Annotated in this window: 14 protein-coding genes and 1 tRNA gene; 9 read left to right on the top strand and 6 right to left on the bottom strand. The window is 60.7% G+C overall.

The window, feature by feature from the left end:
• Position 1: 1 nt before the first annotated feature.
• From WBB95_RS03155 to WBB95_RS03125, 7 genes are all read left to right on the top strand, one after another.
• Positions 2-760, top strand: a complete 759-nt coding sequence (locus tag WBB95_RS03155; protein WP_424486255.1) for a transporter substrate-binding domain-containing protein — start codon at positions 2-4, stop codon at positions 758-760.
• A gap of 300 nt (positions 761-1,060) precedes the next feature.
• Complete coding sequence (locus tag WBB95_RS03150) at positions 1,061-1,726, top strand: amino acid ABC transporter permease (protein WP_424486254.1); 666 nt, start codon at positions 1,061-1,063, stop codon at positions 1,724-1,726.
• 10 nt (positions 1,727-1,736) lie between these two features.
• A complete protein-coding gene (locus tag WBB95_RS03145; RefSeq protein ID WP_424486253.1) occupies positions 1,737-2,387 on the top strand; it encodes an amino acid ABC transporter permease in 651 nt (216 codons plus the stop codon).
• Positions 2,380-3,102: an amino acid ABC transporter ATP-binding protein gene (locus tag WBB95_RS03140; protein ID WP_424486252.1), complete on the top strand. Its 723-nt coding sequence runs from the start codon at positions 2,380-2,382 to the stop codon at positions 3,100-3,102. Before WBB95_RS03145 ends, WBB95_RS03140 begins: the two co-directional genes overlap by 8 nt.
• A gap of 114 nt (positions 3,103-3,216) precedes the next feature.
• Positions 3,217-4,152, top strand: a complete 936-nt coding sequence (locus WBB95_RS03135) for a dihydrodipicolinate synthase family protein (RefSeq protein WP_424486251.1) — start codon at positions 3,217-3,219, stop codon at positions 4,150-4,152.
• Positions 4,153-4,228: 76 nt separating this feature from the next.
• Positions 4,229-5,266 (top strand): trans-3-hydroxy-L-proline dehydratase, encoded by a 1,038-nt coding sequence (locus tag WBB95_RS03130; protein WP_424486250.1) that lies wholly within the window; start codon positions 4,229-4,231, stop codon positions 5,264-5,266.
• 9 nt (positions 5,267-5,275) lie between these two features.
• Complete coding sequence (locus WBB95_RS03125) at positions 5,276-5,470, top strand: tautomerase family protein (RefSeq protein WP_424486249.1); 195 nt, start codon at positions 5,276-5,278, stop codon at positions 5,468-5,470.
• Positions 5,471-5,665: 195 nt separating this feature from the next.
• On the opposite strand, the gene WBB95_RS03120 is transcribed toward WBB95_RS03125, so the two are convergent.
• Positions 5,666-5,752, bottom strand: a tRNA-Leu gene (locus WBB95_RS03120).
• A gap of 185 nt (positions 5,753-5,937) precedes the next feature.
• The gene (locus WBB95_RS03115; RefSeq protein WP_424486248.1) at positions 5,938-6,219 is read right to left on the bottom strand and encodes a hypothetical protein; all 282 of its coding nucleotides are present in this window, start codon (positions 6,217-6,219) and stop codon (positions 5,938-5,940) included.
• Positions 6,220-6,400: 181 nt separating this feature from the next.
• On the opposite strand from WBB95_RS03115, the gene WBB95_RS03110 reads away from it, so the two are divergent.
• Entirely contained in the window at positions 6,401-6,859 is a 459-nt protein-coding gene (locus WBB95_RS03110) for a GFA family protein (protein WP_424486247.1), read from the top strand.
• A 2-nt stretch (positions 6,860-6,861) separates the two neighbouring features.
• Here the strand turns inward: WBB95_RS03110 and WBB95_RS03105 are convergent, their stop codons facing one another.
• Positions 6,862-7,389 carry a DinB family protein gene (locus WBB95_RS03105; RefSeq protein ID WP_424486246.1) on the bottom strand — a complete coding sequence of 176 codons (528 nt, stop codon included), beginning with the start codon at positions 7,387-7,389 and terminating at the stop codon, positions 6,862-6,864.
• Between the two features lie 124 nt (positions 7,390-7,513).
• Between WBB95_RS03105 and WBB95_RS03100 the strand changes: the two genes are divergently transcribed.
• Complete coding sequence (locus WBB95_RS03100; RefSeq protein WP_424486245.1) at positions 7,514-8,221, top strand: tellurite resistance TerB family protein; 708 nt, start codon at positions 7,514-7,516, stop codon at positions 8,219-8,221.
• Here WBB95_RS03100 and WBB95_RS03095 read toward each other — a convergent pair.
• The 3 genes from WBB95_RS03095 to mgtA all read right to left on the bottom strand — a co-directional run.
• A complete protein-coding gene (locus WBB95_RS03095; protein WP_424486244.1) occupies positions 8,218-9,030 on the bottom strand; it encodes a hypothetical protein in 813 nt (270 codons plus the stop codon). The genes WBB95_RS03100 and WBB95_RS03095 overlap by 4 nt on opposite strands.
• An 18-nt stretch (positions 9,031-9,048) precedes the next feature.
• Positions 9,049-9,396: a DUF2493 domain-containing protein gene (locus WBB95_RS03090; RefSeq protein WP_424486243.1), complete on the bottom strand. Its 348-nt coding sequence runs from the start codon at positions 9,394-9,396 to the stop codon at positions 9,049-9,051.
• A gap of 76 nt (positions 9,397-9,472) precedes the next feature.
• The coding region (mgtA, locus tag WBB95_RS03085) for a magnesium-translocating P-type ATPase (RefSeq protein ID WP_424486242.1) at positions 9,473-10,585 on the bottom strand (1,113 nt) is incomplete at its 5' end.

Genomic DNA, 10,585 nt, shown 5'->3' with positions numbered 1-10,585 from the left:
CATGAGTGCCGCCCAGGCCGACAAGCTCGATGACATTATTGACTCCGGCAAACTGCGTTGCGCCGTTACCCTCGACTTCCCGCCAATGGGCATGCGTGACGATGCCAACAATCCGGTGGGCTTTGACGTTGACTACTGCAACGATTTGGCGAAGGTGTTGGGTGTCACCGCAGAAATCGTCGAAACGCCGTTCCCTGACCGCATTCCGGCACTGGTGTCCAACCGCGCGGACATTATCGTGGCGTCCACCTCCGACACCCTGGAACGTGCAAAAACAGTGGCGATGACCATCCCGTACTTCGTGTTTTCGGTGCAGGTGATGACGCACGAAGGCACCAACATCAACACATTCGAAGACCTCAAGGGCCACACGCTGGCGGCCACCTCGGGCTCCTATGAAGCCAACTCCCTGAGCAAGACCCTCAAGGAGTGGGGCACCGGAACGGTGCAAACCTATCAGTCGCAGAACGACACCTTGCTGGCCGTCTCCCAAGGCCATGTCGACGCAACCATCGTGACCAGTGCGGTGGGCGCTGCGGCGATCAAGTCCGGCAAATACAAGGGCCTCAAGCTCGCCGGTAACGCGCCTTACACGCCCGACTATGTGTCGCTGGCGGTCAAGCGCAGCGAACTGGGCCTGCGCGACTACCTGAACCTGTTCATCAACCAGCAAGTGCGCAGCGGCCGTTATGCCGAGTTGTACAAGAAGTGGCTGGGCGGTGAGCCGCAATCCCTCACCGTACCGGGCGTGTACTACTAAGCTTTGCGCATGTGCGTAAACCTGAACGCCCGCTAACGCGGGCGTTTTTGTTGGGGTGAATGGTTTTTGCAGGTTCAGGTAACGCTGCATTTTGGTGAGTGCGTTTAAAAAATGTTCCCAAATGTAGCAGCGCTCACATCAATGCCTGGCGAGCCATCCGCGCAGCCACTGCGCGTGCCCCCTTGCTGGGCGGGGCCGGGCTTGATTTTGGGAACGCTACAGAAAATATGGCACCGCTATTGCTTTGTATAACGTATACGAAATCTGATAAGCCTGATTCAGTCTGATGAGGTGCCCTTGATGCTTGACTACACCTTCCACTGGAGGAGCGCCTTCAACGCGCTGCCCGATATGTTAGCGGGGGCCTGGGTCACGATGCAGACGGCCGTGCTGGCGATGGTGCTGGGCATGCTGCTGGCGTTTTTGCTGACGGCCATGCGCGGCATGAAAAACCCGCTGCTGCGCGGGTTTGCCGAGGGTTGGGTGTCCATTGCGCGCAACACGCCGTCGCTGTTCCAGATCTACATCCTGTATTTCGGCCTGGGCTCTTTCAACATCCAAGTGAGTTCCTGGGCCGCGCTGGTGTTTGGCATCACCTTCAATAACGCAGGCTACCTGGCCGAGATCTTTCGCGGCGGCCTCAAGGCTATCCCGCACACTCAGGTGCGCGCTGCCCGCTCGCTGGGCATGAGTGCCTTCCAGGCGTACCGCCTGATTGTGGTGCCGCAACTGTTGCGCGTGGTGTTCCATCCCTTGAGTAACCAGATGGTGTGGTCGGTGCTGATCACGTCCGCCGGCGTGGTGGTGGGCCTCAACAATGACCTCACCGGCGTCACCCAGGAGTTGAACGTGCGCACGTTCAGAACGTTCGAGTTCTTCGCCATGGCGGCAGCGCTCTATTACCTCATCGCCAAAGTCATCGTCGTGGGTGCCCGCATCATCGGCTGGCGCTTGTTCCGTTATTAAGGGTGCACACATGTTCAACACAAGCCTGACGCAACACGACCTGCTCTACCTGCTGCAAGGTGCCTGGACCACCCTCGAGCTGACCTTTGCCGCCATCGTCGTGGGCACGCTGGTGGGGGTGGTCTTTGGCTGGCTGCGCGCCGTGGCACCGCGAATCACCTTGCCGCTGGCGCTGATTTTGGATGTGTTCAAAAGCGTGCCGCTGTTGATCCAGTTCGTGCTGTTCAACTCCATGAAAAGCATGGTGGGCCTCAACTGGAGCGTATTCACCATCGGCTGCCTGGTGCTGGGTATCTACGCCGCCGCGTACTGCACCGAAATCGTTCGGGCCGGCATCCTGGCCGTGCCGGCGCAAGTGCGCCGTGCCAGCCGTTCATTGGGCATGAGCTACTGGCAAGACCTGCGTTACATCGTCATGCCACTGGCCAGCCGCGTGGCGTTTCCGGGGTGGCTGAACTTGCTGCTGAGTTTGATGAAAGACACCTCGCTGGTCATGTGGATCGGCATCGTTGAATTGCTTCGCGCCTCCCAAAGCATCGTGACCCGCATTCAGGAGCCGTTGCTGGTGCTCTGCATCGTGGGCCTCATTTACTACGTCATGAGCTGGGTGATTTCCCGTGTGGGCGCACAGCTGGAAAAAAGGTGGCAGGAAAATGATTGAGATCAGCAACGTTCATAAATCCTTTGGCGACCTTGAAGTGGTCAAGGGCGTCAGCCTGACTGTGCAGAAGGGTGAGGTGGTGTCCATCATTGGTGGCTCGGGCTCGGGCAAGTCCACTTTGTTGATGTGCATCAACGGCCTGGAGCCCATCCACAAAGGCAGCATTCGCGTGGACGGCATCGAGGTGCACGACAAGCGCACCGACCTGAACAAGCTGCGGCAGAAGGTGGGCATCGTGTTCCAGCAGTGGAACGCGTTCCCGCACCTGACCGTGCTGGAAAACGTGATGCTGGCGCCGCGCAAGGTACTGGGGCTCGGCAAGGCCGAAGCCGAGGCGATTGCAGTGCAGCAGTTGCGCCATGTGGGCCTGGGCGAAAAGCTCAAGGTGTTTCCCGGCAAGCTGTCCGGCGGCCAGCAACAACGCATGGCCATCGCCCGCGCCCTGGCGATGTCGCCCGACTATATGCTGTTTGACGAAGCCACTTCAGCGCTGGACCCGCAACTGGTGGGCGAGGTGCTGGACACCATGCGCATGCTGGCTGAAGACGGCATGACCATGGTCCTGGTAACCCACGAGATCCGCTTTGCGCGGGACGTATCCGACCGCGTGGCGTTCTTTCGCAACGGCATCGTGCATGAGATCGGCACGCCGGAGCAGGTGATCGGCAACCCGCAAAAGGCCGAGACGATCGAGTTTCTCAAGTCTGTGGTGTAAGCCTGTGCAACGGCCGGTACGCCGGCCTGTTCGACGCGGGATTACGCTTGAATTGCACCGTATACCATATCCAATTACCGGTTTATCCCAACACTGCATCCTGTAGGAGCGCACATGAGCGACAACATTTTTTCGGGCTGCATGCCCGCCCTGATGACCCCTTGCACCGCTGACCGTCAGCCGGATTTCGACGCGCTGGTGGCCAAGGCCCGTGAGCTGATCGACATCGGCATGAGTGCCGTCGTTTATTGCGGTTCCATGGGCGACTGGCCGCTGCTCACCGAAGCCCAGCGCCAGGAGGGCGTTGCGCGCCTAGTGGCAGCGGGCATCCCGACCATCGTCGGCACCGGCGCGGTGAACTCGCGTGAAGCGATTTCCCACGCGGCGCATGCCGCCAAAGTAGGCGCGCGCGGGTTGATGGTGATTCCACGCGTAATGTCGCGCGGCGCTTCGGCTTCCGCGCAAAAAGCTCACTTCGCGGCTATTTTGAACGCAGCGCCACAGCTGCCGGCAGTGATTTACAACAGCCCGTACTACGGCTTTGCCACGCGCGCCGACTTGTTCTTCGAGTTGCGTCGCGAGTTCCCCAACCTCATCGGCTTCAAGGAGTTCGGCGGTGCGGCAGACCTGCGCTACGCGGCAGAATTCATCACCTCCCAAGATGATGCGGTGACGCTGATGGTGGGCGTGGATACCCAAGTGGTGCACGGTTTCGTCAACTGCAACGCTACCGGTGCCATTACCGGCATCGGCAACGCTTTGCCGCGTGAAGTGCTGCACCTGGTGCAACTGAGCAAGGCGGCAGCCAAAGGCGATGCCAAGGCGCGCCAGCAGGCCAAAGAACTGGAAGCGGCACTGGCGGTGTTGTCCTCGTTCGATGAGGGCACCGATCTTGTGTTGTATTACAAGTACCTGATGGTGCTCAACGGCGACCTGGAATACACCTTGCATTTCTACGACACCGACGTGCTGAGCGAATCGCAGCGCCGTTACGCCCAAACCCAGTACGCCTTGTTCCGCGAGTGGTACGCGCAGTGGTCTAAAGCTTAAGGCGAGCAGGGCGGCGCACCTGCGCCGCCCCAACGCGCCATTTACCCAGCCAACTGAATCGAGAGGGAAACATCCCGTGAGATCAACAAAAATTGTGCACGTTGTAGGCTGCCACGCCGAAGGCGAAGTGGGCGATGTGATTGTCGGCGGCGTCATGCCACCCCCCGGTAATACCTTGTGGGAACAGTCGCGGTTTATCGAGCGCGACAACGTGCTGCGCAACTTTGTGCTTAACGAACCCCGTGGCGGCGTGTTCCGCCACGTCAACTTGCTGGTGCCGGCCAAAGACCCGCGCGCGCAAATGGGCTTCATCATCATGGAGCCCGCTGACGTGCCGCCCATGTCCGGCTCCAACTCGCTGTGCGTGGCCACCGTGTTGCTGGACAGCGGCATTGTGCCGATGGTCGAGCCCATCACCCATTTGATCCTTGAAGCGCCAGGCGGCGTCATTGAGGTCACCGCGCATTGCCGCGACGGCAAAGTGCAGCGCGTGGAAGTGAAAAATCATCCCTCGTTCGCCGACAAGCTGGACGCGTGGATTGAAGTGGAAGGGCTGGGTTCGATCCAGGTCGACACGGCCTATGGCGGCGACAGCTTTGCCATTTGCGACGCCACCAAGCTGGGTTTTGCGCTCACCTCCGACGAGGCGGCGGACCTGGTAGCCACCGGCCTCAAGATCACCAAGGCGGCCAACGAGCAATTGGGTTTCACCCACCCGCTGAACAAAGACTGGAACCACATTTCGTTCTGCCAGATCGCCGCGCCGCTCTCGCGTGAAGCCGGTGTGGCCAGCGCAGCGAACGCGGTGGTGATCCGCCCGGGCAAAATCGACCGTTCACCCTGCGGCACTGGCTGCTCAGCGCGCATGGCAGTGCTGCATGCCAAAGGCCAACTGGAGGTAGGCGAAACCTTTATCGGCCGCTCCATCATCGGTTCGGAATTTCATTGCCGTATCGACAGTGCCACCGACCTGGCTGGGCGCCCGGCCATCGTGCCGATCATTTCCGGCCGCGCATGGATTACCGGTACCGCTCAACTGATGCTGGACCCTAGCGATCCTTATCCCGAGGGTTATCAGCTTTCCGATACCTGGCCACGTGGCCTGGTACTGTAAGGAGGACGTATGCCAATCGTGAAAATCGAGCTGTTTGCCGGGCGTAGCGACGCGCAAAAAGCAAAGTTGGCCGAGGCGATTAACCGCCTGTTCGTAGAGCAACTCGCGTCCAGGCCCGAGGAGGTGACCGTGCTGTTCCAGGACGTGCCGCCTACCGACTGGTTCGTGGCCGGGCGCTCGCTGGGCAAGCCGGTGGTGGATTAACAGGCCATACGCCCAGTCCATTTTCGCAGTTGCACAGGTCGGCCGTTTCTAGACTGAATGCGGCCACCCGACACGCCTGCGAACAGTGGGCTATTGGTGGTTTGTATTCGGTCGGCAGAATGCCACGCAGGGGAATTACGCAACACAAAAGATAAAGGCCTGCATGAAGTTCATCATGCAAGCCTTTGATATCTATGGTGCCCGAAGCCGGAATCGAACCGGCACGCCCTTAAGAGCGGGGGATTTTAAGTCCCATGCGTCTACCAGTTTCGCCATTCGGGCGGCAGCGCGGTGAAGCAGGGTTGGGAATATATAGACCCCGGCGCATCGATGCAAGGTCGGCAGAGACCTTTCTCGCTCAAAATGGCGGATCAAAAAGCTTGGTAGATCAGTGATCTACAGGCGATTTCTGGTTTTTTGCAGAGGATTCGCACAGACACCCGCCGAGGCGGGCGCCGTGTTGGCGGCTAGACGAAAGGCTGGCCGCTGACGCCGCGAGGCAGGCGCTGCAACCCTGGCAGGTCGGTGAGGCGCTGTGTCCACGCGCTGCGCCAGTCAATGGCGGTATGCGTTTTGGTTTTGCGTGCGGCGCGGCGGGAAGCGTTGCGCTGGGTTCGGCGCGCTTCTTTATACGCTTCGGTGTTGCGGCAGGTGCGGCATTTGACTCGGTTCAGCTCGGTGCTGGAGGTGAGGTTCGTGCCGTGGTGGCCGCAGGCCAAATGCCCGGCGACCTTGAAGTGAGTGACCATCTAAGCGTCTCCTTCTTGGGGTGCGCGCATCGGTAAATCATCGATGTGCGCTGGGAGGGCGGGCTGCAAACACGCCCGACACCTGAACGTAGGACCGCACGCAGGGTCCGGCGTTCGGTTTTCCTCCTGTACCGGTTCACGCTACCCTGTGCCACCCACAATCATAAAAAAGGAATGAATGATGAGCGTCGAAACTCCGCCGATGGAGGGCAGTTGCCGGTGTAACCGGGTGCGTTTCAGTGTCAGCCTGCCACCGGTGATCACCATGGCGTGCCACTGCAGCGGCTGCCAGAAAATGACCTCCAGCGCGTTTTCCCTCAGTGCGCTGATTCCCGCCAGCGGCTTCACCGTGACCCAAGGCTGCCCGGTCATTGGCGGTTTGCATGGTGTGGACCGCCACTATTGCTGCCCCCATTGCATGAGCTGGGTGTTTACCCGCCCGCATGGCATCGACGAATTCGTCAACGTGCGCGCCACATTGTTGGATAACGCCGCGGATTACGTGCCTTTCATGGAAACCTGGACCAGCGAAAAACTGCCCTGGGCGTCGACGCCTGCGGTTGAAAGCTTCGCGCAACTGCCCCAGCCTCAGGACTTTCCACGCTTGATGCAGGCCTACGCCGAATTCAGCGCGCGCTGAATTCAGTCAATAAGCGCCAACAAGTCGGTATCGCCCACGTCCACACCCGCCTGGGTCAGCAGCGTCGTAGCCTGGCCCCGGTGGTGGGTTTGATGGTTGAAAAAATGCACCAGCAGGCTGAAGAACGGTTTGTTTGCGGGCGCGCCGCGCATGTTGTGATAGTGCAGGCGATGGTCGAGGTCCGATTCGTGGAGGCTCTGGGCCCACTCGATGATGAGTTCGTCCAGCCAGGCGCGGCGGGCCGAAAGTTCGCGAATGTCGGCGAAGGCCAGTTGCTTGAGGTCTGTCGGGGTGTCGATGGCGCGCAGCGGGTTCAACGCCGGGAACCCCGCCGGGTGCCCGGCAAAACGCTTGAGCCAGACAGTGTCGCCCAACACCAGGTGATTCAGGGTGCCGAGGATCGAGCCGAAAAACGCGTGCCGATCCACACCTAACTCTGCATCCGTGAGCGTGCCCGCAGCGTCATAGACTTTGCGGTTCATCCACTGGTTGTAGCCTGCCAGCAACGCAATGTGCTCGATGCGGTTCACGTGTTTTCTCCCTCAATGGCGTGATGACGCCATCATAAAGCGCGCCTGCCCGGCGGTCATGGTGTTCCCGCGCTGGCGGGCTATGGTTGTTGAACGCCAATACTGCGCCCAGGAGGGTGACACCATGAACACCAGCGATCTACTCGAACAACTGCTGCGCGCCGGACAACAAGGCGGCGGTGCATCGGGCGGTGGCCTGGGCGGGCTGCTCGGCGGCTTGCTGAAAGGCACCAGCACGGGCAATGCCACTGGCGGTGGCGGGCTCGGTGGTTTATTGGGTGGTCTCGGCGGTTTGTTGGGCGGCAATGCCACCGGCAGCACCTCCACCGGCAGCACGCCGCAAGGGCGTTCCGGCGGGATGAACTACGCGGCGTTGGCATCCTTGGGCATGGCGGCCTTCCAGGCGTATCAAACCTGGCAACGCCAGCAGGCCAGCGCGCCGCAACAGGCGATCCAGACCGTAGACCAGCTCGCCGGTCCGGAAGTTGAAGCACATAGCCACGGGGTGTTGCGCGCACTGATCGCCGCCGCCAAGGCCGATGGCAAGATCGATGCGCAGGAGCAGCAGATGATCAGCGCCGAGATCGGCCGCCACACTGATGACCCTCAATTGCAACAGTGGCTTGACGCCGAAGTCGCCAAGCCACTGAATGCTGCGGATTTTGCCGAGTATGCCGATGACCCGGCATTGGCGTCAGAGATCTACCTGGCCAGCGTGATGCTGGTCAATGACCAGCAGGACGCAGAGCGCAATTACCTGGATGAGCTGGCGGGGCAGTTGCGCATCGATCCGCAGTTGCAACTGCACCTCGAACAACAGGCCAAGACTTAGAACCGCACGGTGGCACCGGTGGTCAACCACGGGTTGCGCTCACCGGACAGGCTCTGCCCAACCACCACATCCACATCGACCCGCTTGCCCACATGAAAGCGCGGCCCGGCCTGCCAGGCCTGGTCGCCACCCTCTTGGCCGTAGCGCTCACCGATCAGCGTCAGTGCGTCTGCCAGCTGATATTCGAAGCCGGTGCCCCAGGTAAGACGATGATTTTGCTCGCCGCCGTTATAGACATGTGTCCAGCCGCCGTTAAGGTTCAGGCGCAAGGCTTCGACCGGTTGCCAGGTCAGTGGCACATTCAGGTCGGCGCCGTCGAACGCATGCGCGCGGTCCAACGCAAAGTGGGTCGTGGCGGAAACCGCCATCTCAAGCCCCAGGTCTTGCCGTGACCACACCTGTGCTTTCACTTGTGGGCTGACTTGAGTCTCGGCATCACCCTCGCCGCTGGCGCGGGAAAGGGCGGCACTCCATTGCACAGCCGGCAGTGAACTGAACGTGCAGGCCGGGTTCAGGGTTTCGTTGTGAAGACGGCCCGCGTGCCGATTGGCGGTGTACCAGGCGTCGACGTTGCATTCCCCAGGCGCATTGACCGCGCCATCATCGACCACATAGGCACCGCCGGCCGCCTGGGCCTTGGCAAACAACGCGGTGAGCAAAACCAGGCCCAGGGTCACGCCGATAAAGATCAAGTTACGTTGCAGTGCCCGCCGTTTGGCCGCAGGCAACAGCAACAGGGTATGACGGGCGCCGCGATAGTGGCGCGAACGGTATTTCGCGAACCCGTCCGTTTGGTGTTTTTTGTGCATGATGCACCTCGCTTGAATTCAGCTTTCTACGGTCAGCACCGAAATGCCGCTGGCTTTGGCCTGGCAGACCAGCTCCGAGGTGTCGTCACCACCCGGCAGGGCGATGACCACGTCGGGGCGGCTGTCGGCCAGCATGAAATGGTTGCGCTGGCGTTCCGCCTGTTTGCCGTGGCGTTGCCAGTTGGGCGGGTAGCGCACCACGTCGATGCTCATGTCCCGCGCCCATTCCTCGATGTCACTGCCGAGGAACTGGTTGCCGCCGTGAATCAATACCTGCACCGGGCGCAGGCGGTGGTAAGCGTCCAGCACATGGCGGGACTTTTTGGTGTCGGCGTAATGACGACCTGCACAGATCAAGACGCGCATAGTCCTAGTCCTTGTAATCGGGCTTGTGTTGCGCGGTGGCGGCCGGGCGACCGCCACCGTTTAAACGGCGGGTTGATCAGTACCACTGCTTGAAGCGGCGGATGTAGATCGTCTTCATCAGTTGGGCGACGCAGCAGTAGGCGAGCAGGGTGCCGACCAGCCATGGGAAGTACGCCAGCGGCAGCGGCTCCAGGCCTACCAGGGTGCCCAGCGGCGAGAACGGCACGTAGATCCCCAGGCCAATGACGATGGCGGTCATCATCAACACCGGCCAGGCGGCCGTGCTCTGGAAGAACGGGATCTTGCGGGTGCGCAACATATGCACCACCAGGGTTTGCGAGAGCAGCCCCTCGATAAACCAGCCGGACTGGAACAGGGTCTGCATTTCCACACTGTTGGCGGAGAACACGTACCACATCAGGGCAAAGGTGGTGATGTCGAAGATCGACGAGGTTGGCCCGATCCAGATCATGAAGCGGCCGATGTTCTTCGCATCCCACTTGCGCGGCTTGGCCAGGTATTCCTTGTCCATCTTGTCCCACGGCAGCGCCAGCTGGGAGATGTCATACATCAGGTTTTGCAGCAGCAAATGGATAGCCAGCATCGGCATGAACGGAATGAACGCACTCGCCACCAGCACCGAGAACACGTTGCCGAAGTTGGAGCTGGCGGTCATGTTCAGGTACTTCATGATATTGCCGAAGGTTTCGCGGCCCTTGAGCACGCCTTCTTCCAGCACCATCAGGCTCTTTTCCAAGAGGATGATGTCGGCCGATTCCTTGGCAATGTCAGTCGCGGTGTCCACCGAAATACCCACGTCGGCGTCGCGCAGCGCCGGTGCATCGTTGATGCCATCGCCGAGGAAGCCGACGGTATGGCCGTTGGCTTGCAAGGCTTTAAGCACACGGGATTTTTGCAGCGGCGTCAGCTTGGCAAACACCGTGCGCTCTTCCACCCGGCGCAGCAGGGTGGCGTCATCCATTGCCTCGATTTCCACGCCCAACAGCGGCTGGCCGGGTTCCAGGCCGACCTGGCGGCAGATCTTGCTGGTGACCACGGCGTTGTCGCCGGTCAGCACCTTTACCGCCACGCCGATCTGTTGCAGCGCCGCAATGGCTGGGCCTGCGGTCTCCTTTGGCGGGTCGAGGAAAGTCAGGAAGCCGTGGATCACCAGGTTGCGCTCATCGGC

Source organism: Pseudomonas sp. (genome assembly GCF_049645325.1).
Taxonomy (GTDB): Bacteria; Pseudomonadota; Gammaproteobacteria; order Pseudomonadales; family Pseudomonadaceae; genus Aquipseudomonas.
The sequence above is the reverse complement of the archived record's forward strand: the minus strand, read 5'-3'. Positions and strand labels throughout refer to the sequence as shown.

What these genes read in the sequence shown, in the direction of transcription:
- WBB95_RS03095 (WP_424486244.1), bottom strand. Translation starts at nt 9,030, where the DNA reads ATGCACAAAAAACACCAAACGGACGGGTTCGCGAAATACCGTTCGCGC.
- WBB95_RS03100 (WP_424486245.1), top strand. Translation starts at nt 7,514, where the DNA reads ATGAACACCAGCGATCTACTCGAACAACTGCTGCGCGCCGGACAACAA.
- WBB95_RS03155 (WP_424486255.1), top strand. Translation starts at nt 2, where the DNA reads ATGAGTGCCGCCCAGGCCGACAAGCTCGATGACATTATTGACTCCGGC.
- WBB95_RS03135 (WP_424486251.1), top strand. Translation starts at nt 3,217, where the DNA reads ATGAGCGACAACATTTTTTCGGGCTGCATGCCCGCCCTGATGACCCCT.
- WBB95_RS03115 (WP_424486248.1), bottom strand. Translation starts at nt 6,219, where the DNA reads ATGGTCACTCACTTCAAGGTCGCCGGGCATTTGGCCTGCGGCCACCAC.
- WBB95_RS03125 (WP_424486249.1), top strand. Translation starts at nt 5,276, where the DNA reads ATGCCAATCGTGAAAATCGAGCTGTTTGCCGGGCGTAGCGACGCGCAA.
- WBB95_RS03110 (WP_424486247.1), top strand. Translation starts at nt 6,401, where the DNA reads ATGAGCGTCGAAACTCCGCCGATGGAGGGCAGTTGCCGGTGTAACCGG.
- WBB95_RS03140 (WP_424486252.1), top strand. Translation starts at nt 2,380, where the DNA reads ATGATTGAGATCAGCAACGTTCATAAATCCTTTGGCGACCTTGAAGTG.
- WBB95_RS03090 (WP_424486243.1), bottom strand. Translation starts at nt 9,396, where the DNA reads ATGCGCGTCTTGATCTGTGCAGGTCGTCATTACGCCGACACCAAAAAG.
- WBB95_RS03145 (WP_424486253.1), top strand. Translation starts at nt 1,737, where the DNA reads ATGTTCAACACAAGCCTGACGCAACACGACCTGCTCTACCTGCTGCAA.
- WBB95_RS03150 (WP_424486254.1), top strand. Translation starts at nt 1,061, where the DNA reads ATGCTTGACTACACCTTCCACTGGAGGAGCGCCTTCAACGCGCTGCCC.